A 24465-nucleotide genomic window follows, 5' to 3' on the forward strand; every position below is an offset into this window, starting at 1 on the left:
TTTTAAGATGTGCTATAAACTAGGGCTTGATATGATTAGCCCAAATGGAATATTTTTGCAATATTATCCAGTTGTCTGGTTGACAACTGACAACTAACTAATTACAGCTAAATTACAATACCTCACGCCCTAAGTAAGGTTGCAGCGCTTCAGGTATCCGCACCGTCCCATCGGGTTGTTGATAATTCTCCAAAATTGCTGCCATTGTGCGTCCCACCGCCAAACCAGAACCATTGAGGGTATGTACGAACTGGGTACCTTTCTTCCCCGCCTCTTTAAAACGAATATCAGCCCGTCGCGCCTGGAAGTCTATAAAATTAGAACAGCTGGAAATTTCTCGGTATTTACCAGAGGAAGGTAGCCAAACCTCCAAATCATAGGTTTTAGTAGAAGAAAATCCCAAATCCCCAGTGCATAAATTGATGACGCGGTAAGGTAGCTGCAAGGCTTGTAGAATTGCTTCTGCATTCCCCACCAGTTTTTCCAATTCGTCAAAAGAAGTACTGGGATTGACAAATTTCACCAGTTCTACCTTATTGAATTGATGCAGACGAATTAATCCCCGCATATCTCGCCCATAACTACCCGCTTCACGACGAAAACAAGGAGTGTAAGCACAGTGGTAGATAGGCAAATCTTCAGCCGCTAGAATTTCTCCACGGTAAAGATTAGTAACAGGAACTTCTGCTGTGGGAATCAGCCATAAGTCATCATCAGCGCATTTAAAGCTTTCTTCAGCAAACTTGGGTAGCTGACCAGTCGCCGTCAAAGAATCGGTATTTACTAAAAATGGCGGACTGACTTCTACATATCCAGCCTGAGTCTGGAGAGTCAGCATAAATTGAATTAATGCCCTTTCTAGCGCTGCACCAGCACCTATTAGGGTTACAAAGCGACTTTGAGCAACTTTCACAGCCCGCTCAACATTGAGAATACCCAACTTTTCGGCAATTTCCCAGTGAGGGAGAATATTCGAGTTCTGGGGCATGTACTCATCACCCCAGCGGCGCACCTCTACGTTTTCTTCCTCACTCTTACCAAGAGGTGTAGAGTCGCTTGGTAAGTTTGGGAGTGCTAGCAGCAATTGCTGAATTTCAGCTTTTAGGTTTTTCTCTTGCGGTTCCAGTTCGCTCAACTTAACTTTGATGGAATTACCTTCGTCCCGCAAAGCTTGAATTTCTGGGTCTTGAGGAGTGACACCAGATTTAATTTTTTGCCCAACGATTTTCCCGATTTCATTACTACGGGCTTGAAGTTGACTGCGCGTCACCTCTAGTTCCCGTTGTTGCCTATCTAGCTGTAATATCGGTTCGATGTCGTATTTACCATTACGACTGTTTAACCGTTCCTGAACTAATTGCGGATTTTCCCGTATTTGCTTAATATCCAGCACAAATTTTTCTCAGTCTCCAGCCTAGAATCTTCCTGTGAATACAGTTAACACATCAGCAGCATATAGTAATTTTGGCTTGCTGTGACTGCAAAAACAACGTTTGTTGAAAAAATCAGTCTTAGTTTAGTGCAAAATTCTGCTATGGCATTACTCGCTGCCAGAGTCACGAAAGCATCAGCACTTACATTAAGGCTTATTAATGCGATTCAGCAACCAAAGTGTCGCTACAAGCCCTGCAAAGTGCGCTGACACAGTATTTGTATTTGCTTGCACCACAAGCATGTCTAGTCCACTAATAATCCGAGTAGGATCGAAAAATTGAGTAGTGATGGCTTGAGGGGAGATAGACCTTGCTACCAGCGTACCAACGATCGCTTGTGCCCCCAAAAGAGTTACCAATGTTCCCGCTAAATTTACCCACAGTCCCAAGCGTAATACTTGCACAGTCTCACTTTTACGCGGGCGGTTGCTAGGATTGGAGGATTGCAACTGATTACCAATTCTGGTGTAACGGTAAGCCAAATAAATGCCCCCGCCCAAAACAATCAATCCACAAACCGCTAAAAACACACCAAAGCCAGTCCCAGGATTATTACTTGGGCTGCCAGCTCTTTGACTAAATATGGCGAACAGCAGCACAATTATGCCAGAAACAACGCCTAGGACTAACTGAATCCAAAAGCTAATCCAACCTATGAGGCGGAAGGTTTGGGCAATTGCCCGAAGATTAGACGAAGAAGACGGAGCGTCTGGAGTTTGCGACATACCGATCACCAATATGCTAGGTGCTTGCTAAGTTTACTATCACATCTACCAGAATAGTGCTGAGTTGGAAGTTAGGAGTTATTATTCTCCTTCATCTCCCCCATCCCCTTATCTTCGTTCCACTGGGATAACTACTGTAAAAGAAAGTGTTTACTAACTTTTACAGACAAAAAGGCATTTTACCTGTAAAATTTCTTCGATGGCATCTTATGTTTCAGCAGTTCTAACAAGCTCGGCATCACTAGACACCTGGGCAGAGGCAAAGCCACTGTCTTAATTGCTCCTCAACACACCGCCTAGAGTTTGGGTAGGAGCGTAGGGTTTTACATTCCTACGCCCTAAAATCTGCACGATTGCGTCCCGCGACTTCAGTAGCGTGGGTCGTTACTTAATGTTTACACTTTGGAAATTCTGCCTCAGTAGCGATATATACTTACTCATTTAGAGTATCACTATATACTGACTACAAGGTTTGTAGATTCTACCTTAAGGCATTTTTTTAGCCATTCACTAACTATGAAACTTGAGGATATATATCAATTCTTTGAGAATCCTCCGCCAACTTACCTCTGTCAGGAACTAGCAGTATGTTATATCATGTATATTTTGCTACGAGGTGAATCCTACGGCACTGAGTTAATCCAACAATTAGAAACTGAATACCCAACCTATAGGCTTTCGGATACCGTGCTTTATAGTGCAATCAAATTTCTAGAGGATCAAAGAGCAATTACTGGGTATTGGAAAAAACTCGAAGGGCGGGGACGGCCTAGGCGAATGTACCTAGTTTCTCCAGAATGGGAAGTTCAAGCGCAGGATTTGGCTCAGCTTTGGGACGAGTACATCAATCGGAGGACAAACTAACGAATAATTAGTATTGATAAGCTAAAGGATGACTTGTAATGGTCGTTGACTATTAACAGTCAACGGTCAAACAGTCAATGGTCAACAGTCAAAAGATGCAATTAGTTATGGATACTGCTATTCTGCCATCCACGCTGCTACTAACTTTGTTATTAGCGGTTGGGCTGATTTTCTTTATTCGTGCCTCTACCAAAGACCGTACAGAAACAGCGCAACTGGTATCTGAGCAAGAGGAAGCTGCTTTAATGCCGAAAATTAAAGAGTATTTCCGCTCTCGGTCTTATCGAGTGGCAGCGGTGAACCGAGAACAAAACCAAGTGACTTTTGAAGGGTTTGTTCAACCAAGTTGGTTTTTAGCTGTATTTTTGACACTGCTGGCGACCGCTGGTCTTGCTTGTCTATCATTGGTGTTGTCGCTACTTTTTCCTAGCCTCAGTACGCTCTTTCTAGGAATAGTGCTGTTATCGCCCTTAAGTGGCCTTTTTTATTGGAAAAAATCTGGAAGACTTGAGAAGGTGTCGCTGAAATTGGAAGCAACCCCGAATCAGCAAACCTTCTCAAGTAAGCTCACTGTAATCGCCCACCGAGATGAACTCATAGAGTTACAGAGGGCATTACAGCTAAAGCTGGGTGAGTAACTGTTAGCTTTTATGACCGTCTTTCAGTGTGAGATGCAGACTTCTGGCAAATTCTTCAGTAAATAGACATTAGGGAGGAGGAAAGACGACTGGTGTGATGTTGATTTCCCTACGGCGAAATGTCGTAGGGAAAAAGCCATATTTGTTGACAGGCTTACTGAATTAGTCAATCCTCTAGATAAGAGCGCAACTCAACTCTCGCTTGTGGATGCGTTTCGCTCTCTCCTATCTCCCTGCTGCATCATTTAACTAGAAATCAACTCATACAAACTGATGTGGTTTGAGCAGAGTTGATCGTCCAACTATTTGGACTAGCTCTACTGGCAAATTACTTAGAAACTTAAAAAAAACAAAAATCTTGCATAAACAGAGAAGGTTTGCCAGTTAAATGATTGTCAGAAGCCACACTCAAGATATCAGATAACCATTTATGTTTAACGACTAGCCACTGCAACAGGTTCAGGGCCTACGGGACCTTCTAATGTCCGCAAGCTGGGAAACAAGAAATGGTTTTCTTCTACGTATTGAGCACCAAACAGACCCTTTTCTGCCCAAAAATAACGGTCTGTGGTGTGTTCGTTGCGCTTTACGAGTAGCAACGCTGGTGGCGCGATGTTTTCAGCTTGAATGAATTTTCTTGCTGCTGTCACAGGTTTTTCTTCGCCGCTTTCGATGCTAAATTGAGGCACATGCTCGAGAATCCGCCGTCCTTCCTGGCGACGACGACTTTTCCTTTTCCGTCTTCTTGCCAACCTATTGTCCTCCTCTTTCAAGCTATAGATTGTAGTGATAGCTACAAAATCCGTCGTAATTATATAGGTTCTAGTTCTAAAGATCAATAGTTTCTTAACTTTTGATACAACAAAAATAATATTTTTGAATATAGATAAATCAGCAGCCATGGAGGATATAATCCCCTGGTACAAACCATCACTGAGAAGATTTTAGTTAAGCTTTATTAAATGAGGGAAAATTAAGCTTCTTCTTTTATCTTCCTTCAAAGTTAGCGATCCTGAGCAAGAGCTGAAAAATGTTAATGTCTGCCAGTTCGGATTTTGTGGCGCTATGCCGAGAGCAAATAGCATTGCTAACCCAAGGGTTGGGAGCAACTTTAAGTGTTGTTTACCTCACCCAAGAATTGGTAGAGGCTTCCTCAGGTAAGGCAAAGCTGATTCCTCTGGTAGTTTACCCAGAGACAGCAGTATTACAGCCAGCCCAAGAGATTACTGAGGCAACAGCAGGCAACCAACTGCAAATTGGCAATGTTTTGGTATTACCCCAGCAACAGGAAAAATTATTGACAGTGGGTTCAGAATCTCCCGCTGCTTCACGGGAGACAGAGACACCAGATACTGAGCAACCCAATTTCAAAGAGGAATACTTGCTCAGTGGACACCAAATGGTGTTACCTCTGATTCATGAGGGTATGATGATGGGATTACTGGTGACAGGTAGGGAAGACCGGCCTTGGAATGAACAAGAGCAAAGTGAAATTCAAAGGATAGGGCAAACGCTGGCGATCGCTTGTGTTTTGGATCAGCGTCGAGCATGGTTGCAACATCAGCTGCATCAACAACAAATTCTGCAAGAACAGCAGCGAGATTTACTTGATAACTTATTGCACCAGTTTCGCAACCCGTTAACAGCATTGCGGACTTTTGGTAAGTTGCTGTTAAAGCGACTGCGACCAGGCGATCCTAACCGAGATGTGGGAGATAATATAGTTCGGGAAAGCGATCGCCTCCAAGAACTGCTGCAACAATTTGAGAAAGTCATTGACTGGGATGCAGATTTAGCACCACTCACCCTGCCTGAAAATGAAGTATTTGTGGAAGCAACAGTGCAAAAAGAACCTAAACCAGCACTATTGTTGCCAGGAACGGGGGATAAAGCAGCGGATTGCGCTGTAGCCGATTTATTAGCACCATTGTTAGTCTCGGCTCGAGCAATCGCCCAAGAGCGAAATCTGCAACTGAAAGTAGAAATTCCGCAAAACTTGCCGCTAGTACGCGCTAATATCAAAGCCTTACAAGAGGTATTGAGCAATATTGTAGACAATGCCCTGAAATATACCCCCGCAGGCGGTAAAATTTTCATTCAAGCGGGACAACAAAAAGCTAATTTTCAAGGAATCGCCATTAGTGATAGTGGCCCTGGCATTCCCCCACAAGATTTAGAACATCTAGGAGAACGCCATTATCGGGGCGTACAGGCACAAACAGAAATACCGGGTACAGGTTTGGGAATAGCGATCGCTAAACAATTAATAGAGCAAATGCAGGGCGAAATTGAGGTTTTCAGCCCTGCGATTAACTCTAAGTTTTCTTCACTCGACGCACCGGGAACTACGTTTATTATTTGGTTGCCGGAAGTCGGGAGTTAGTCAGTTGTCAGTTGTTAGTTGTTAGTTGTCATTTGCCACCGACCACTGACCACTAACATTAACTATCTAAGTGAAACCAGCAAATTTTGATTGATTGTCATTTGTAAATCGGTGTCTGGGTTAATTGCGACTAAGTCAACACTCTTTTTGCCAAAGAATAAACCAATCAAAGCACCGATACCAGCGCCACCTAAAACTTCTTCTGTAGCAATGGCGCGATCGCCAGTAACCGCAGATACCGCAGCCGCCGCTCCTGCACCTAGAACAGTATCTTTAATGATTGCACTAGTACTAATGCCCTTCTTGACAGTTTCTGTTTTGGTAATCACTTCAGAAGAAGCGTTAAGCTGATATTCTTGTCCTGTGGTTAACACCAGTTTTTCAGCAATGAATTGAGAACCACCTGTAGCAGGTTTGAGTTGACCGACAACTTGACTACCAGCAGGAATCACTACAGATCCATCTTGCGTAACCACGTTCTGCGATACTGTCAGTGTCAAAGGCGCGGTTTCATCCTTAGTAACCAGAATTTTTTTAGCCTGATCGTACTTCACAGGTATGGCAGTGCCTTGAGGAATTGTTACAGATATCGGTGTTGGTGTAGTATTTCCCAGAGCAACGATATAAGGCGAGTTAATTGCTGAAGCTTGATTAGAACTCACCAATGCTTGGTAGATGAAAGCTGCTACCTGGGCGCGTGTAGCAGTTGTGGTTGGATTCAAGAATTTCACATTTGGATAGTTCACTACAATTTTCTTTTCAGTTGCCGCAGCGATCGGACTACGAGCGTAGTCAGCGATGCTAGAACCATCATTGAAGTATTGCAGAGTGCTTTCGACATTGGTACTGGCGGAATACTCCAGACCGTTGGCGAGAGAAACTAAAACTTGCTGGCGGGGAATAGCTTGGTTAGGCTCAAAACGATTGCCGGGATATCCTGATAAGAAACCAATAGTATAGGCTTGCTGAATGGCACTAGATGCCCAGTAGTCGCTTGGCACATCAATAAAACTGATTGGCTGCCGTTGCTGTGCTTTTTGGAAAGCTTTGTTGACCATCGCGGCAAATTGAGCGCGTGTCACTGCCTCTTCTGGACGAAAGCTCCCATCAGGAAATCCTGCGATTACACCTCTTTGTGACAATTCTTGAATAAACTGTGCTGCCCAATAGTTAGATGAAACATCAGAAAAAGTAGTTTGAGCCAAAGATGGCGAAACTGCAATAAAGGGTGCTACAGTCCCGGCTGTAATGCTTAAAGCCATGAGAGCAGATGTTGCAGATTGCCAACGATTTAAAGTAAACATTGATTTTTACTCCAGTAAAATTATTTTTTCTTCTGTTAGTTACTTAGACAATATATAAAATATAAAGTTCCTAAATCTCTGTTATTTATACATTTATTTATTACTCAAAACTTAGATATATTCAATAAATAGTAATATCCCTAAAATAAAAAATAGATATTAAGTAATAGTAAAATATCCTATTACTTAATACCTATGAAATACTACTTGCAACCAAAAAAATCCAAATCAAAATGGATATTGATTTAGACGATATGTAAATAGAATAGTTGCTGAAATATGATAAGTTTTACTGAGAAAAATGAAGCGATCGCACACCTAAGTTAAAGTGGCGATCGCTATTAGGAGATGATTAAAGTCACGACTGAAATTGAGTCCAACTTAGTAACGGTATAGTACTAAGTTAGAGTTCAGAGTCAGCCTCAAATCCTGGTTGCGAAGGACGAAAGCATCTCCTTCTGTTTTCCGTAACACTATACTTGCACCAGCACCAGCTGCCGCACCGATAATCGGTTTGATATCATTGATTTTGCGATCGCCTGTAACTAGCGAACCCAAAAGTCCAGCACCCGCACCAATAGCTGCATCAGTTAGAACCCTGCCAGAACTGGGGCCTTGCGAAACTCTTTCAGTTGTACTAAAGGTTTGAGAAGTTGCATTGATTGACTGACGCTGACCGTTAGAAAATATTAATTCTCGCGCTACGAACCGTACACCTTGTCCATAATCTCTATCTCTGGAATAACTGCCCAAGTTTACAGGTTCTAGCTGCCCGACAACTTCAGTGTTCCTGGGAATCAATATATTTCTGTTGCTGTCGATAATGTCATTAGCTATCCTCAGCGTTAAAGATTTAGTATCACCGGGTTTAACAGTAACTTTGTCATCTTTAATTTTGACGGGAAAATTCACTCCAGAAGGAATGGTAACTGTTCTTGATTGCCCAATGTTGTATTGTGCGTTAGCAGGAGCTACTGCAATCATAGGGATAACGGCACTTGTGGCAATTGCCATTGTCATTAGTGCAGCAGTACCAGATTTCCATTGATGAAGGCGAGTCATAGGTGGGCTTCCATTATGTCTGTAATGTGTGTAATGACGAGGCTTTACGGAGATTGTTTCTGACTATTTTCAAACGTGACTTTAGTCATATTCCGAAGGTGAGGGTTATTCTGACATACGGAATATGTGTAATTGTTCCTCAAAGTTAATTAAAAATTAAGAGTTTGAGAGATTGCTATGCTTGGATTCTTTGGTAGAAACGATGCATGGAGTCAAGGACGTGTGTCAACTCGTCGGCTTCTGCTTGCAGTTGAGCGATTCCCTCTTGAGTCCAGACTTCAGCAGCGAACAAACGTAGTCAATAACAAGTTTTATTGGCTTCTTTAAGTGCAATCATCGTCTTGCTGATAAAGTCTGCTTTACTCTGTCCAGCCTGCGCTTCTTCTACTCTTCTTGGGTAATAAACCTCGTCCATTTTGAAACCTGAAGTTTCTAATAATTCAGATGCGTCATTGCGACGTAAGGAAGCAATCTCAGTATCTTGGCAAAAAACTACAGTTCTCAAGGTAGACAAATTTTACATCTAATTTTCAAGTTTTATATTTCCCAAAATATTGCCCCACTGACTATGAAACCTGACTCTAAAGCCTCAGAATTTTGAATTATCATTGGGTAATAATAAAGTATCCTCAATTTGATGTCTCATTTCACGGCTGATATAGCAATCGCTATTTAGGCAATCTACTAACAATAGATTGGCATTGTAATACTGCTTCAGTAGTATTTTATCTTCATCATTGAACTGCCACTCATTACCAAAATTATGTTTTAAAACTAACTGAGATGTTATACTATCGAGTCTAGTCTGTCTTTTATTTCCAATCCAGTCTTTTAACCAATTTCTTGATTCATCTTCGTTATTATATAGAACTGGTACTTGTAATAAGTCTTCCTTAATTTGTTGCAATTCTTGCCTTCTTTGAGAATCGGTATCTGGGTCACGAAGTATATAAACAATGGCATTATCACGCGCCAGAGCAATGGCAAAGGCAGGTTTAGAATCACAATAATACTTACTATCAGTATCAACAATATTTTGAGCGATACTAATCGTATCAATAGTAAGGTTAGGTTTGTTATGGGCACGACTTAATAAACTCGCACAAGCAAGAACACAAGTTCCATACTGGTCGATAGCACAACCAAGTGGACGGTCAGGGTCTATTTCAAGGTCTATGTTAAGATAAAAAGCTCTAACCGCTGCTGATTTGTAGGAAACATCAACAGAAAGAGATTTATCTTTTACCCATATTAGGAACTGTTGCAACTTCCGATCGCTAGCTGCGATCGCATCAATTTTCTCTTTCATTAACAATAATAAACGATCTGCATTTGGTGACATTCCAACTGCTAGCAAAAATACTTCTCGCCAGCTTTTCTCGGTAATATGACTAACAAGACTTTGCAATGCTTGTTCTGATGACTGTCTTACTACTACAAATTCTCTAGCTACAAAATACTCATGAAATGTGAGGTGAGAAAATGAGTAAATTCCTTTTGCCCTTGCTACAACTAACCCATGATGATATTCAATGGAACGTAAAATTTCCTCACTGTCGAATTGCAATGCTTCCTCGTCAGTATTAGCATCAGGTAAATTGCGAATGTAATCTACTATGTATTGTTCTGCTGCTTTTTGCTTGAAGAAATAGTCACCTCGCTCAAAGGTAATTAGAGCAATTTTGCTAAGTAAATCTTCTTTGCGTGGTACTGATAGTTTTTTATAAACTTGGTTGCGTTGAATTCCTCGCTTGGCATCCCATTTTTTTAGTAAGGCATCCAATCCTTCTTTGTAGAGTTCAGAACGGTTTGCTGAGAAATTCCCTGACTCTTCAAATGCTAAACATAGAAGCGTCAGTAACAAAGGACTAGCTGCGAGTTGTTTGATGCGATTATTGTCTTCAAGGCGTTTAATAAAATTCTCTGGTTTTACAGCTTTACTCTGAAACCATTTGTTGGCAAAGTTAGCAATTTGTTCATCGTCAAAATCAGCAACTTCTACTTCTGTAAACTTCTCAAAAGTATATTCCCGTGCTGCAATTCGGCAAGTCATTACAAAGTGATTGTCTGGAAAACGGTCAGAAAACTCACGAATTTCGTTTAAGATGCGCTTGCTATCTTCTTCCCTAACCTCATCCAAGCCATCGAGTAAAATTAATGCCTTACCACGAATTATCACATCTGGGATAGAAGAGATAAATCGTGTTTCCAGAACACTGCTTCCTGTATAGATAGGATTGATTGCACCTTCACTAAGGTATTGCAGTAATCCAGGTTTATTTCCTGCTTCGGCAAAGTCTTTAAGGGTGACAAAAATCGGCACATGTTCAGCCTGAAACTCACCTCCAATAGACTGAATAGCTAAATATTTTAAAAACGTGGTTTTCCCCGCCCCTGGTTTGCCCAAAATCATTAATTTGGGATATTTTTCAACTGCCTCTAGTCCCGGTACTCGTTTTTCGCTGATTCTTGCAAGTCCAAAACGGTCAAAATCCTCGTTTGTAGACTCTTGCAATAATTCATCAATTCCTAGCCGTCGTCGTCCAATGATTTTCTCCAGAATGTTGACGCTTGTGTAAATGTCATTTAACTCGATAGGTTGAGTCATATCTAGCACCCGCATTGTGCCGCAGCGTTCTTGAATGCTGGGTTTTATCTTTGCACGTACCTCTTGGACTATGGCATCGATATCAATGCAAGTGTCTGGATGTGCTTTTGCTTCTGGTTCAGCAACAACTTCATCCCACTCCAGATCTAGCCTGTCGCAAATCTGGACAAAGAGATTGCGATCGACAGGTTTACCCGTAAAGAACTTTCCAATTGGCTGGCGAGTTACTTCTAAGTCTTCGGCTAATGCCTTTTGCGTCAAAGAGTAACGAATTAAAGCTTTTTTTGCTTTTTTGATACCTTCTGGAGAACAGTAAAGCGATCGCCCAGTCATAGCTTCACCACAATACTAGTGATGATTTTAACGGCAAAATTTTGAATTCATTCCCATCGCATACACAACTCACTCATATTGCAAGCTTGTATGCAAGCCTGTAGCAACCACTCGCCTGTAAAGCTAAGAACGTAGCGATCAAACGATTTGGAGTAATTCAATGTTGTTTAGAAAGTTTCCTTACAGAGATGAAGTGCTGGCTGCTGTAACGGTGATTATGGTGATTGGTTCTCTGACTCTCGCAGCGATCGACGAGAAAAGTTGCCCTCAATTTATAGAACTGACAAAATTCGCTGTAAGTACTTATATTAGACTTTTGATACCGCAGTCAAGGTCAAATGATACTGATAGCAACTCAAATAAAATTGATGAACAAGACGAAGATGAAAAACACCGATGAAACTTTCATGACAAGTCACTTTGCTTCTCAGCCTACTATTGGGATAGCCTTGGTGAAGTAACTACCCAATTTATCCTTACTTCTTTAAAAGCTTGGCAAGCAGCAGAGGTTGAGAAGGAAAATCTCTTTTTGCCTTCTTCTCTGCCAACAGTGAAAAATAAATGATAACTTCCAAAAGTTTGATTTTTCTTTGAATATGAGCATAATAATTTGCCTAACATGAAAAATTCGCTCATAATATTGTTAATTTTCGTAAAATTGAGGTCTTCAGGACTAGAAACCTGATATTTACCTAGCTAAACTATCAAGAGTGCATCTGTACTGCTAGTTAATAAAACATAGATGTGGCGCTATAGCCTCAATGATCCCAGTACAACTTATCCTCAAAAACTTTCTTAGTTACCGTGATGCAACTTTAAATTTTAACGGTCTGCATACGGCTTGTATTTGTGGTTCTAATGGTGCAGGTAAATCGTCTCTACTCGAAGCAATCACCTGGGCAATTTGGGGTGAAAGCCGCGCCGCCGCTGAAGACGATGTGATCCATGCAGGTGCCAAAGAAGTGCGGGTGGATTTCACTTTCCACAGTAATCAGCAAAAATACCGGGTGATTCGCACGCGAGTACGGGGTGCTAGTGGTGTCCTCGAATTTCAAATAGAAACACCCTCCGGCTTTCGCGCCCTGACAGGTAAAGGAGTCAGAGCAACACAGGATTTGATTTTAGAACACATCAAGCTGGATTACGATACTTTTATTAATTCTGCTTACCTGCGTCAAGGTCGAGCAGATGAATTCATGCTCAAGCGCCCCAGCGAACGCAAGGAAATTTTGGCGGAGTTGTTGAAACTCAATCAGTACGATGATTTAGAAGAACGGGCAAAAGAATCATCGCGCCAGTTTAAAGCTAGGGCAGAAGAGTTAGAGCGTTCCTTAGAAGCAATTAAAATTCAACTGCAACAACGTGAGGTAACACAGGCACAAAAAGCAGAATTAGAAGCCGAACTCAACCAATTGCAGCAGGTACAAGCTTTCGATAATATCCAATTGCAGAGTTTGCAAGTTGTCCAGCACCAGCGGCAAAATTGGGAACAACAACTCAGCTTTGTCAGGCAACAGTACCAGAATTTAACTCAAGATTGCGATCGCCTGCAACAAGAATACTCAGCAGTCAGAAGTCAGCTAGCAGATTTAGAAGCTATCTTAAATCAAGAAACTGAGATTAAAAACGGCTACGCTCAGTACCAAAGTCTGCAATCTCAAGAAGAAGCATTTGCGACTAAATTTGAAGAATATACCCGCGCTACAGGGCTACGTCAACAAAAGCAACAGCAACTAACCAAACAAATTCACGAAATTGAACGCCAACTGCAACAAGTCCAAGGACAATTAGAAGCCTTGCAGCAGCAAGAGCAAGAAATTCAGCAAACTCTCAGCAAATCAGGTGAAGTCGAAGCTGGTTTAGCACAACTTACAGCAGCGCGGCGACGTGTAACTCATCTGGATGAACTGCAAATGCAAGTAAGTCCCATGTTGCAACAGCGGCAAAATTTGCAAAGCCAACTGCATCGGGTTGAAGCTAATTTAAGAGCAAGGCTAGAACAATTACAAGCCACAGAAAACCAACTGCAACGTTCTTCACGTCGCCAACCGCAACTGCAACAAGCGGTGATGGAAGTGGGGATACAAATCGATCAAATGGAAAAAGACCGGGTTTATCTGCAACGAGTTCAGGAAAAAGGGCAGGAAAGGCGACACTTTATCGAACGGCTACAAGCTCAGCAACGGGAGTATGAAAGGTTTTTGGGAGAACTAGATCAAAAACTGCAAATGCTTCGCAACCCCGATGCTATTTGTCCTTTGTGTGAGCGTCCTTTAGACGAACATCACTGGAATCGCGTGGTAGACAAAACCAAAGACGAGTACCAAGAAACTGAGGGGCAATTGTGGGTATTCCGAGAACAAATGGCAGTTTCAGATCGAGAAATTCAGTTATTGAGGCAGGAATACCGAGAAATATCGCAAAAGTTGGCGGCTTATGATGCTTTGCGAGAACAGAGAGGACAATTGGCAGCACAACTGCAATCTACAAGCGATGCCGAACAACAGTTGCAACAACTGGCTGCTGAAATGCAACATCTAGAGCGATCGCTGCAAGCTGGTGATTATGCACCCGACAAGCAAGCCGAACTGCAACAGTTAGAAGAATATCTGCAACAATTGAATTATAGTGAGCAAGACCATGCTCTTGCCCGCAGTGAAGTGGACCGGTGGCGGTGGGCAGAAATTAAACAAGCACAAATCAAAGATGCCACTAAGCGTCGAGCTACACTAGCAGCCCGAAAGCCAGAATTGCAAGCTCAGATTGCCCAATTACAAACCAGAATCCAGCAAGAGCAAACTGATTCTGAATGTGCTAGACAAATCGCCGCCCTTGAGCATCATATTGCTGAAGTTGGCTATAGTTCGGAACAGCACAATAACCTGCGTATGGCTGTACGCCAAGCCCAATCTTGGCAGTTGCGTTATCAACAGCTTTTAGCAGCCCAGCAGCAGTATCCGCAACTTCAGACAAGATTACAAGAGCTAGAGTCGTCTAGAAGCGTCAGGCTAACAGAGCGCCAAAAACTCGCTAGCCAAATCGACAGTATTATCCAGCAGCTAGCCCAAACAGCCAACCCAACCGAGCAAATTCAAGCTTTAGAGCAGCAACTTCAAGTACGTAGACGGCAATTAGACGAACACATAGCGAAGTTGGGGCGTTTAGAACAGCTGGCTCACCAACTGGAAACTATGCAAATTCAATACGAGCAACAGCAACAGCAATTGCAATCTTGTAAACGAGAATATCGAGTTTATCAAGAATTAGCACAAGCCTTTGGTAAAAATGGCATCCAAGCTTTGATGATTGAGAATGTGTTGCCTCAATTGGAAGCCGAGACAAATCAACTACTTTCGCGGTTGAGTGCTAACCAGTTACATGTGCAATTTATTACCCAAAAAGCTGGACGAAATGGCAAGTCAACGAGGAAAAATGCCAAGCTGATAGACACCCTAGATATCTTAATTGCTGATGCTAGAGGTACGCGAGCTTATGAAACTTACTCTGGTGGCGAAGCATTTAGAATTAACTTTGCCATCCGTTTGGCTTTGGCGAAATTATTGGCACAGCGAGCGGGTGCGGCGTTGCAATTGCTAATTATAGATGAGGGATTTGGCACGCAGGATGCCGAAGGATGCGATCGCTTGATTGCAGCAATTAATGCGATCGCCTGCGATTTCGCTTGTATCCTCACAGTCACTCATATGCCTCATCTCAAAGAAGCCTTCCAAGCCCGCATTGAGGTTAATAAAACACAACAAGGTTCGCAGTTAAGTTTGTTAATTTAATTAATACGTCAGTTGTTTAATTTTTTACTAATTCTTTTTTATTTATTTAAAGTCTAATTCATAAGTCAGACACATACAGCGGATTTCAACTGAGTGAAGTACACAAGCTAGGTCTAAAAGTTAGGCATAAAGCCTGTTTTACTTCTGAATTCTGAATTCTGACTCCTGAATTCTGACTCCTGAATTCTGCTGTACTTATGCGCTGCCACACATAAGACAAGGTTTTGTATGATTTTAATCATCTCATGAGTCCGATCGCAACGCAGATTTTCTAGGCAGCAAAGGCAAACTATGAATCAGCAGCAACCTGACGCAGATAATACCAATCATCTAGACTCATACCGTGCTTTGGCACTGCAAGTTACATGTCATGCGGTAAATCAAGCACGCGATCGCCAAGCAGCTCGTTCGCTGATGCTAAACTCGATCGCTCGCTTGGCGCAACAAATCGCTGCTAGTATTGCTTTCATTGGCTTTGACTGTCGCTTAATTGTACTACCAGAATATTTCCTCACAGGCTTTCCGATGGGAGATTCTCTGGCTGGGTGGGCAGAAAAAGCTTGCCTAGAAATGGCTGGTGCTGAATACGAAGCCCTCGGTAAAATTGCCCAAAAACATCAGATATTTTTAGCTGGCAATGCCTACGAAATCGATCCCAACTTTGTCGGGTTGTACTTTCAAACTAGCTTTGTCATTGACCCTTCAGGTACAGTTGTTTTACGGTATCGGCGGTTGAATTCTTTGTTTGCTCCCACACCTGGCGATGTCTGGGATAAGTATCTCGACTGTTATGGGTTAGAGGGGGTTTTCCCTGTGGCAAAGACGGCGATTGGTAATTTAGCAGCTTTGGCATCGGAAGAAATTTTGTATCCAGAAGTGGCGCGGTGTTTAGCAATGCGAGGAGCAGAGATTTTTCTGCACTCCACATCAGAAGTGTATGGCAAGACGCTAACGCCTAAAGATGCTGCTAAAATTTCTCGTGCTGTGGAAAATATGGCATATGTAGTTTCAAGTAATACTGCTGGTATTGCTAATATCCCTATCCCCGTTGCTTCAGCTGATGGTGGTTCTAAAATCATTGACTATCGGGGAATAGTATTAGCTGAGACAGCTACAGGCGAGAGTATGGCAACTTTTGCAGAGATTGACTTAGGAGCATTACGCCGCGATCGCCGCCGTCCAGGGTTACATAATTTACTCTCACGCCAGCGTTTTGAGTTATATGCCCAAAGCTACAGCCAGTCACAATTTTACCCAGCAAATACTATGCTGGAAAAAGAAGTAGATCGCAAGCACTTCATCCAAACACAACAAGCAACCATTGAGCGTCTAGCTAAATTGGGGATAATTTAAATCGAGAATTTGAACATAAAGTGTCAGTGTCAGAAGTGGCTTTTTCTTGGTGTTTTAGTGCCCTAGTGATGAAAAAATAATCATTGAACCCCTAAGAGGATGTTTGAAAAGTCCCTGGTGATGTATCAAATAGTTTTAGATCCCCCTAAATCCACGCCACTTGCTTCAAGTCGGCACAGCCGCCCAACGCAGTGGCTCCCCTTGAAAAGGGGGACTTTAATTCCGGTTCCTCCCTTGTAAAGGGGGGCTAGGGGGGATCAACAAGTGCCTAAAATCACAGCTAACCACTTTTCAAAAACCCTCTAAGACACTTAAGATACAAAAACGAAAATAGTCTTCTCTATTTGAGATTTGGGTTCGTTTACTACCCAGCTTTACAAGGGTAGGCATAGGGAGTAATGACCAATGACAAATGACAAATGACAAATGAATAAACCAATAGAAGTTCGCAACCCCAGGACTGGAAAATTTGACTACGTGATTATTCCACCACCCCCGAAGTTGGTGGCACAGCAATGTAGCCGCGCCCGGAGAGCGCAACCTCGTTGGTATCAGTTGGGTGTAGAAGGTAGAATTGAGGCTTTACAAGAATGGAAGCAAGCTATACTAGCTGAGCGCGATCGCCTTACAGAGGCTTTGATAAATGATACGGGAAGATTATCAATCTCTGTCCTGGAAATAGACTCATTCCTTTCTAGCATCGATCGCTGGTGTGGATTAGCGCCAGACTTGCTGCAAGAATCTGCAAAAAATACAGCTATCCCGTTTATTGCCCTCAAACAAACATTGGTTCCTTACTCCCTAGTTGGGGTAATTAGCCCCTGGAATTTTCCGCTGTTGCTGTCTACGATTGATGCCATTCCAGCATTACTAGCGGGTTGTGCTGTGATTGTCAAACCGAGTGAAATTGCTCCCCGCTTTGTCGCACCGCTGATTCTCGCACTTAACACCGTTCCCCAGTTGCGTGATGTACTAGCTTTTGTTGAGGGAGCAGGCGAAACGGGTGCTACCTTGGTAGAAAATGTCGATTTGGTATGCTTTACAGGCAGTGTAGCCACGGGGCGAAGAGTGGGAGAAGCAGCAGCTAAACGGTTTATTCCGGCTTTTTTAGAATTAGGGGGGAAAGACCCTGCGATCGTTTTGGAATCAGCCAATTTAGAATTAGCAACCTCAGCAATTTTGTGGGGTTCAGTCGTCAATACCGGCCAGTCATGCCTCTCAATTGAGCGCATTTACGTTGCTGAATCTATTTTTGAAAATTTTTATCATCAACTGATAGCCAAGGCTTCTCGCCTTCAGCTAGCCCACCCGACAGTTGAAAGTGGAGAAATCGGCCCAATTATTTCCGAAAGACAGGCAGCAATTATTAGCGACCATCTTTTAGATGCAGTCGAAAACGGAGCGGTAATTCACTGCGGTGGTAAAGTTGAAGCATTAGGTGGGGGCTGGTGGTGTCGTCCGACAGTAATCACTCAGGTTAATCATTCTATGAAAGTGATGACTGAAGAGACTTTTGGCCCGATTATGCCAGTGATGCCTTTTCCCACAGTTGAAGAAGCGGTGTACTTGGCGAACGACTCAATTTATGGACTGAGTGCTGCGGTTTTTGCGGGTTCGGAAGCAGAAGCTTTAGCAGTTGCTTATCAGCTAGATGCAGGTGCTATCAGTATCAATGATGCTGCTCTTACTGCCCTAATGCATGAAGGAGAGAAAAACGCCTTTAAATTCTCCGGTCTGGGAGGGTCGCGCATGGGGCCGGCGGCATTGAAGCGTTTTATGCGTTCTAAAGCTTGTTTGATTAAAACCAACTCTAGTAGCGACCCTTGGTGGTTCGATAAGAAGTAATCTATTTAAATTTAAGCGCGATCGCCCCTGCCACCAGACAAAGGAGCGATCGTCAACATAATTTAACGTGAGTTCGATGAACCTCTCCCTCCCAACCTCCCTCTCCTACGGGGAAAGGGAGGAGCAACAAAAAATTAAGGTTTTGGCTCCCCTCTCCGCGTCGGAGAGGGGTTGGGGGAGAGGTCAAAATAGAGCTTGTCGAACTCACGTTAATTTATAGTTAAACAATTAAGGTAAAACAACAGATGTGTCTTTACCATTTTTGTTTGCACCATTCAATAGTGTAGCTGTACTCTCAGATGGAGATTGGGAGTTGCTCGAACGGCGTGATGATTTCTGGCGTGGCTTGCCTCCCGCCTGGACATATTGCAAACTGTGTTTACCATAATGGGTTGCCACACTCATTAACATCTTTTCAGAATAGCTGTTTAATTCTTCTTCAGTTAGAGAGAGGCGACCTGCCATTTCATCCAGGGTAGAGAGTAAAGTATTGTAGGTTGATAGCTGGGTTTGCAAAATTTGGATACGGCTGTCGTAGTCTGTCAAATTCAATCCGTTGCCAAAGTCTAGTGTAGAGCTAATCGATCGCATTCCTGCAATTCGCCGTAGAGCTTTTTCGAGGGTGGGTGAACTGCGTTTTAGTCGTGCCATGAGATACGCTCCTCAGACAATTTATATGATTACTGTATTTTTTGTAGCAAATCGAACAATAAACTCAAATGAGAAATAATTCGGAAAAATTCCGTCAGATTGACATCGACATAATTATTTTTAGCTATTTATACTTAAAAATTTCTTAAACTAGTCAAAAAACATACTTTAAATAAGAAACAGATACCTCGAAATCATGTTCAAGTACTTCAAAATCATGTTGAGGTACTTCAAAGTCATATTCAAGTACTTCAAAGTCGTGTTGAGATACCTTAAAGTCATATTCAAGTACTTCAAAGTCGTGTTGGAGTACTTCAAAATCATGTTCAGGTACTTAAAAGTTGTATTGGAGAACTTCAAAGTTGTGTTGAGGTACTTTGAAATTGTGTCGAAGTATTAGATGATGGGTTTCCTTGCCTTAACCCAATCTACGGCAAAGGCGATCGCTCAATCTTGTAGGATGCGTTACGCGCTTCGCTAACGCATCCCCAAAACTCTCAACTCACCGATCCCAAACCTCTAATAAAGGCATCAACTCTTCCTTTATTCCCCAATCAACCGAGTAAATACCCTGTGCTACATATCGGTGAAAACTTGAATACTTCCAATCCATTGCTCGCTGACATAACCCATGCTTGACTGGATTGTAATGGATATAATCACAATGCCGCGCAAAATCAGCATCATCTCGAATCCAATGTTCCCAAAATCGTCGCTGCCAAAGATTGCTCTCTCTCCGTTTTTGCCGCGATTCACTTTGGTTTGCCTGCAACTGTAGCACAGATGCTCCTTGCTTGGTGACATCGCTTTTAATCAATTGCCAACGAGTTGCATAATCACTATCATTGGATGGTAAAGTCCAGATGCAGTGGATGTGGTCAGGTAACAATACAATGGCATCGATCGCAAACGGATATTTTTCACGAACCTTGAGAAATGCAGAGCGCAGCAAAGGACGAGCAACATCCGTACAAAGCCACGGTTGTCTTTGATGTGTTACCTGGGTAAAGAAGTAGGTGCCACCCTCAATCTTCCTTCTGCGGTAGCTGGTCATTGAATTATGCAATTCGGATTTATTGATTAGTCTGCCCAAATCTAGCAGATAACAACCCATAATTCAGCGCGTTATTTCTACATGGCGATGCGTTACGCTATTGCTAACGCATCCTACGAGATGGGCGATCGCACTTTAATGTCAATCTTGTTTATTGGGCAATACGGTTGAGTGTTGGAATCTGGGAACTTTGGGCTACCCAGATGTGTTTTATTTTGTAGTATATAAAATAGCGCTTAAAAGTCCTCGGTCAATTTATCGGCATGGTTGCAGACGACAGCATAGATTTTCAAACGTATCTACAATCTCTCAGCGAGGATGACATATTCAGAGATTGGCAAGATTTATACACGCCAACTGATGCCCTAGACCGTCAAAGACTTGAACCAAAAAAATCGCGCAGACGCTTAGATTTGAGTTTGATGGTGCAAACAGTACCACAGCAACCAGAAGGTGAAGCACCAGACAGAGAAAAAATTGAACGGTTGAATATTCTCGAAGGATTACGGAAGTATTCAACTAGCCATGTCTTGCTAGTAGGAAGACCAGGTTCAGGCAAATCTACAGCTTTAGAACGTTTGGTGTGGGAAGAAGCCCAAAAGGGGAAACAGGGAGAACTAAATCAGAAAATTCCTGTGCTAGTGGAGTTAAGACGCTACAAAACTTCAGTACTGGATTTAATTGGAGATTTTTTGACTAGCCATCAATTAGACCTCAATAGGACAGAGATTGAAAATCTTCTGTTGACAGGGCGATTTTTGTTACTTGTAGACGGGTTGAATGAATTACCCAACGAAGAAGCCAGACGAGATTTAGATGGGTTTCGGCAGAAATACCACCGAGTCACGCCGATGATTTTTACCACGCGGTATTTGGGGGTGGGGGGTGATTTAGGTATTGAGAAAAAGCTGGAAATGCAACCCCTCACAGAAGCGCAGATGCAGCAGTTTGTCCGCGCCTATTCAGAGGTGGGTGATGAAATGCTGCGCCAGTTGGCTGGACGCTTGCGAGAATTGGCGGAAACGCCGCTGTTATTGTGGATGCTGTGTGAAGTATTCAATGATGCTAAACAAATTCCTACTAGTTTAGGTGAGTTGTTTCGTTGGTTCTCTGGAGAGTATCACAAACTCAAGGAAAATGTGCCAATTTCTGAAGGGTTGCCTAACTGGCAATCTGATTTATTGCAGCATCTAGCATTTGTAATGATGCAAGGCGATAATTCTATAGAGTTGCGATTAACTATTTCTGAACAGCAAGCTAGGAATGTTTTAGCAACATTTTTACAGAACAAAGTAGCTCATGCTGATGATTGTGCTAGACGCTGGCTAAAAGATTTGCTCAAATATCACTTGATTCAATTGCGAACAGATAATGAAATGGAATTCCGCCACCAGCTAATTCAGGAATACTACGCCGCAGAATCTATACTCTCACAGCTTGACAATATTAGTGATGAGAGGCTGAAACGGGATTATCTAAATTGCTTGAAGTGGACAGAACCCGTAGCGTTGATGTTAGGGTTGGTGAATGATGAAAGGCAGGCTTTACGAGTGGTTAAGTTAGCCCTAGATGTAGATTTTAAGTTAGGGGCTAGGTTGGCAGGAGAGGTAAAGCGAGAGTATCAGAAAAAAACAGTCAATTTAATTTTAAACTTAGACATTCATGAATTACTCAAAGTTGAGTTTTTGGGTATCACTCACTCTGAATATGCCGTTACTTTTTTAAGTAATTCGTTGCAGGATGAAGATTCTAGTGTTCGTTGGAGTGCTGTAGAAGCGTTAGGAGAAATCGGCAATGAAGTGGCGGTAAATGCCTTAATTGAGGCTTTGCAGAAGGAAGATTCTAATGTTTGTTGGAGTGCCGCAGAGGCGTTAGTAAAAATTGGCAACGAAGCGGCGGTAAATGCCTTAATTGAAGCTTTGCAGCATGAAGATTCTAGTGTTCGTGAGAGAGCCGCATCTGCCTTAGGAAAAATCGGCAATGAAGTGGCAGTAAATGCCTTAATTGAAGCTTTGCAGGATGAAGATTCTTATGTTCGTTGGAGTGCCGCATCTGCCTTAGGAAAAATCGGCAATGAAGCGGCGGTAAATGCCTTAATTGAAGCTTTGCAGTATAAAGATTATGATGTTCGTAGAAGTGCCGTAGAAGCGTTAGGAGAAATTGGCAATGAAGCGGCGGTAAATGTCTTAATTGAAGCTTTGCAGTATAAAGATTCTGATGTTCGTAGAAGTGCCGTAGAATCGTTAGGAAAAATCGGCAATGAAGCGGCGGTAAATGCTTTAATTGAGGCTTTGCAGGATGAAGATTATGATGTTCGTGGGAGTGCCGCAGAGACGTTAGGAGAAGTTGCTGGCTCTGAAGTTTTGCATAATATTTGGGAGTTACAATTAAAAACTCCCTCATGGGACAAAAGCGAAGCAATTTCTAAAATCCAAGAGCGTTGCAAATTTTATAATTATGAAATTTTTTATTCTGCTTTGGATGAGGAGACAAACAACGTCGATCTTTTAACTAGTTCTCTAAACACACTTAATCAAACACTCAAAACTATGTCAGAAACTCCTAAAAATGATTTTACAGGTGCTACCTTTGGCAACATCATAGGCAGTGTTACAGGAGATATTCATCGTGATAATATTGGCAATCAAAACAATTACCCGTCTACACAAGATATTGCTGATTTAAAAACCGTGCTTCAGCAGTTGCTTAAGAAAATGGAGCAGGATAAACCGACTGTAATCGATGCTCAACCAATTGTGGCTCAAGCTGTTGAGAGTCATCCAATACTAAAAGATAGGCAAGTGATTGAGCAAGTTATCAAAAATAATCCAACGCTCAAAGTACGTTTGCAAAGAGCGGTGACAGCAGCAGGTATTGAGACTGTCAAGATTTTATTTGCTCCTGCTGGTATTCCGATTGAAGCAATTAGGGCTTGGAATCAACCTGAATAGAAGTTGTTGGCTAATTTCTCTTTCGCTCGTCTCTAGTAGAGTTACTCTATTGAGTATTTGAGATTCATCCACGAATGTTTGAGGTTCGTGAATGAGTATCTAAGGTTCGCGAACATCTCTAAGCTAAAGATAAATCTGGTGATAGCCTCTGCAAAACTTGCTTTAAAACCATCGCTGTCCAATCTACGTCAGCTTCTGTGGTATCGCGCCCTAATGTCATGCGAATTCCACCCAATGCAGCTTTCTGGGAATAGCCCATCGCTAAAAGTATTGGGCTAGGGCTAAGTTTACCGCTATGACAAGCAGCACCAGCACTGATGCCAATGCCAGCAAGATTCAACTGTCGCACTAAAGTTTTACCATTAAATTTTTCCCCATCGGCCTGTTCTAGACAGAAACTGACATGGTGAGGTAGGCGGTGATGACGATCGCCTGTAGGTATTAAACCAGGAACATCAGCTAATAGATCAAACAAGCGATCGCGCAACTTAATTAACCGAGGTGTTTCAGTCGGCAATTCTTGTGCTGCTAATTCGGCTGCTACACCAAAGCCTGCAATTACAGGTACTGCTTGAGTCCCAGAACGCATTCCCATTTCTTGCCCACCACCATAAATTAAGGGCGCTAACTCTACACCAGGACGCACATACAATGCCCCTGCACCTTGCGGCCCATATAATTTATGGCTGGAAATGCTCAGTAAATCAACGGGTAATTTTTGCACGTTAATAGGTAAACGTCCCACAGCTTGCACTGCATCTGTATGAAACAAAGCCCCATGCGATCGCGCAATATTTCCTAGTTCTGCAATCGGTTGCACAGTCCCTACTTCACTTTGTCCGTAAATTACGGAAACCAAGACAGTGTTATGTCGCAATGCATCTTTTAAATCTAAAGGGTTGACGCTGCCTTTAGCATCTACACACAAGCGCGTCACTTCCCAACCCCACATTTCTAGCGATCGCACTGTTTCGGAAATTGCGGAATGCTCAACATAAGAAATAATTATGTGTTGAGGTACAACATACAACCGGGCAACACCCATAATTGCCTGATTGTCTGCCTCAGTGCCACCTGAAGTAAAGATAATAGATTCTGGGGTGGCGTTAATTAATCCAGCTACTTGAAATCTTGCTTGTTCCACAATTGTTGCTGCCCGTTGTCCCCATTCATGCAAGCTAGAAGGATTTCCCCATTCTTGGGTGAGAACAGCTTGCATCGCGGCGATCGCTTCTGGGCGAGTGGGAGTAGTGGCACTGTGATCTAAATATATTTGCATATCACCAATAATTGAGTGGAAACACAAGCTGGCAATCAGCTGAATTGAAAGTAAGGAGTAGGAGAAAATCTCACTTCAGCATCTATAGGTAAGTTAATTAATCTTGACAAATTATGAATTATTCTGCATCAATGGGTGGATTTTTCCTGATTGTAGGATTATTCTTCTACCTAATTTGGTCTACTCTATTTTGG

Annotated in this window: 19 protein-coding genes; 8 read left to right on the top strand and 11 right to left on the bottom strand. The window is 42.5% G+C overall.

Translation table 11 applies throughout. The features are described from left to right. Positions 1 to 112: 112 nt before the first annotated feature. Positions 113 to 1393 carry a serine--tRNA ligase gene (serS, locus tag RMY31_RS05095; RefSeq protein WP_322659119.1) on the bottom strand — a complete coding sequence of 427 codons (1281 nt, stop codon included), beginning with the start codon at positions 1391 to 1393 and terminating at the stop codon, positions 113 to 115. Between the two features lie 186 nt (positions 1394 to 1579). Then, positions 1580 to 2158, bottom strand: coding sequence for a DUF3611 family protein (locus RMY31_RS05100; protein WP_322659120.1), 579 nt, complete (start codon positions 2156 to 2158; stop codon positions 1580 to 1582). 516 nt (positions 2159 to 2674) lie between these two features. Between RMY31_RS05100 and RMY31_RS05105 the strand changes: the two genes are divergently transcribed. Together RMY31_RS05105 and RMY31_RS05110 are read left to right on the top strand one after the other, a co-directional pair. Further along, positions 2675 to 3022: a PadR family transcriptional regulator gene (locus tag RMY31_RS05105; protein ID WP_322659121.1), complete on the top strand. Its 348-nt coding sequence runs from the start codon at positions 2675 to 2677 to the stop codon at positions 3020 to 3022. A 107-nt stretch (positions 3023 to 3129) separates the two neighbouring features. Beyond that, complete coding sequence (locus RMY31_RS05110; protein ID WP_322659122.1) at positions 3130 to 3660, top strand: cofactor assembly of complex C subunit B; 531 nt, start codon at positions 3130 to 3132, stop codon at positions 3658 to 3660. A gap of 434 nt (positions 3661 to 4094) precedes the next feature. On the opposite strand, the gene RMY31_RS05115 is transcribed toward RMY31_RS05110, so the two are convergent. Continuing rightward, the gene (locus RMY31_RS05115; protein WP_322659123.1) at positions 4095 to 4412 is read right to left on the bottom strand and encodes a DUF3155 domain-containing protein; all 318 of its coding nucleotides are present in this window, start codon (positions 4410 to 4412) and stop codon (positions 4095 to 4097) included. 278 nt (positions 4413 to 4690) lie between these two features. On the opposite strand from RMY31_RS05115, the gene RMY31_RS05120 reads away from it, so the two are divergent. Continuing rightward, positions 4691 to 6043: a sensor histidine kinase gene (locus tag RMY31_RS05120; RefSeq protein WP_322659124.1), complete on the top strand. Its 1353-nt coding sequence runs from the start codon at positions 4691 to 4693 to the stop codon at positions 6041 to 6043. Positions 6044 to 6105: 62 nt separating this feature from the next. Here the strand turns inward: RMY31_RS05120 and RMY31_RS05125 are convergent, their stop codons facing one another. From RMY31_RS05125 to RMY31_RS05140, 4 genes are all read right to left on the bottom strand, one after another. Continuing rightward, positions 6106 to 7347 carry an S-layer homology domain-containing protein gene (locus RMY31_RS05125; protein ID WP_322659125.1) on the bottom strand — a complete coding sequence of 414 codons (1242 nt, stop codon included), beginning with the start codon at positions 7345 to 7347 and terminating at the stop codon, positions 6106 to 6108. 381 nt (positions 7348 to 7728) lie between these two features. Beyond that, a complete protein-coding gene (locus RMY31_RS05130) occupies positions 7729 to 8409 on the bottom strand; it encodes a conjugal transfer protein TrbI (RefSeq protein ID WP_322659126.1) in 681 nt (226 codons plus the stop codon). Positions 8410 to 8707: 298 nt separating this feature from the next. Further along, on the bottom strand, positions 8708 to 8923 hold the full coding sequence (locus tag RMY31_RS05135; RefSeq protein WP_322659127.1) for a hypothetical protein: 216 nt from the start codon (positions 8921 to 8923) through the stop codon (positions 8708 to 8710). A gap of 75 nt (positions 8924 to 8998) precedes the next feature. After that, positions 8999 to 11350, bottom strand: coding sequence for an NACHT domain-containing NTPase (locus tag RMY31_RS05140; RefSeq protein WP_322659128.1), 2352 nt, complete (start codon positions 11348 to 11350; stop codon positions 8999 to 9001). 160 nt (positions 11351 to 11510) lie between these two features. Here RMY31_RS05140 and RMY31_RS05145 point away from each other — a divergent pair, with 160 nt between their 5' ends. Continuing rightward, complete coding sequence (locus RMY31_RS05145; RefSeq protein ID WP_322659129.1) at positions 11511 to 11750, top strand: hypothetical protein; 240 nt, start codon at positions 11511 to 11513, stop codon at positions 11748 to 11750. Between the two features lie 35 nt (positions 11751 to 11785). Here the strand turns inward: RMY31_RS05145 and RMY31_RS05150 are convergent, their stop codons facing one another. Then, a complete protein-coding gene (locus RMY31_RS05150; RefSeq protein WP_409877372.1) occupies positions 11786 to 11971 on the bottom strand; it encodes a hypothetical protein in 186 nt (61 codons plus the stop codon). 140 nt (positions 11972 to 12111) lie between these two features. Here RMY31_RS05150 and RMY31_RS05155 point away from each other — a divergent pair, with 140 nt between their 5' ends. From RMY31_RS05155 to RMY31_RS05165, 3 genes are all read left to right on the top strand, one after another. Further along, on the top strand, positions 12112 to 15138 hold the full coding sequence (locus RMY31_RS05155) for an SMC family ATPase (RefSeq protein ID WP_322659130.1): 3027 nt from the start codon (positions 12112 to 12114) through the stop codon (positions 15136 to 15138). A 291-nt stretch (positions 15139 to 15429) separates the two neighbouring features. Then, positions 15430 to 16491 carry a nitrilase-related carbon-nitrogen hydrolase gene (locus tag RMY31_RS05160; RefSeq protein WP_322659131.1) on the top strand — a complete coding sequence of 354 codons (1062 nt, stop codon included), beginning with the start codon at positions 15430 to 15432 and terminating at the stop codon, positions 16489 to 16491. A 426-nt stretch (positions 16492 to 16917) separates the two neighbouring features. Then, positions 16918 to 18336, top strand: a complete 1419-nt coding sequence (locus RMY31_RS05165; protein ID WP_322659132.1) for an aldehyde dehydrogenase family protein — start codon at positions 16918 to 16920, stop codon at positions 18334 to 18336. 228 nt (positions 18337 to 18564) lie between these two features. Here RMY31_RS05165 and RMY31_RS05170 read toward each other — a convergent pair whose 3' ends face one another. Together RMY31_RS05170 and RMY31_RS05175 are read right to left on the bottom strand one after the other, a co-directional pair. After that, the gene (locus RMY31_RS05170) at positions 18565 to 18987 is read right to left on the bottom strand and encodes a hypothetical protein (protein WP_409877375.1); all 423 of its coding nucleotides are present in this window, start codon (positions 18985 to 18987) and stop codon (positions 18565 to 18567) included. A 502-nt stretch (positions 18988 to 19489) separates the two neighbouring features. Beyond that, positions 19490 to 20041 carry an REP-associated tyrosine transposase gene (locus RMY31_RS05175; RefSeq protein WP_322659143.1) on the bottom strand — a complete coding sequence of 184 codons (552 nt, stop codon included), beginning with the start codon at positions 20039 to 20041 and terminating at the stop codon, positions 19490 to 19492. A gap of 263 nt (positions 20042 to 20304) precedes the next feature. On the opposite strand from RMY31_RS05175, the gene RMY31_RS05180 reads away from it, so the two are divergent. Further along, entirely contained in the window at positions 20305 to 22992 is a 2688-nt protein-coding gene (locus tag RMY31_RS05180) for an NACHT domain-containing protein (protein WP_409877377.1), read from the top strand. A 118-nt stretch (positions 22993 to 23110) separates the two neighbouring features. On the opposite strand, the gene RMY31_RS05185 is transcribed toward RMY31_RS05180, so the two are convergent. Beyond that, positions 23111 to 24271 (bottom strand): cysteine desulfurase family protein, encoded by a 1161-nt coding sequence (locus RMY31_RS05185; protein WP_322659147.1) that lies wholly within the window; start codon positions 24269 to 24271, stop codon positions 23111 to 23113. Positions 24272 to 24465 lie beyond the last annotated feature (194 nt).

It is taken from the genome of Dendronalium sp. ChiSLP03b (assembly GCF_034531165.2).
Lineage (GTDB): Bacteria > Cyanobacteriota > Cyanobacteriia > Cyanobacteriales > Nostocaceae > Dendronalium > Dendronalium minutum.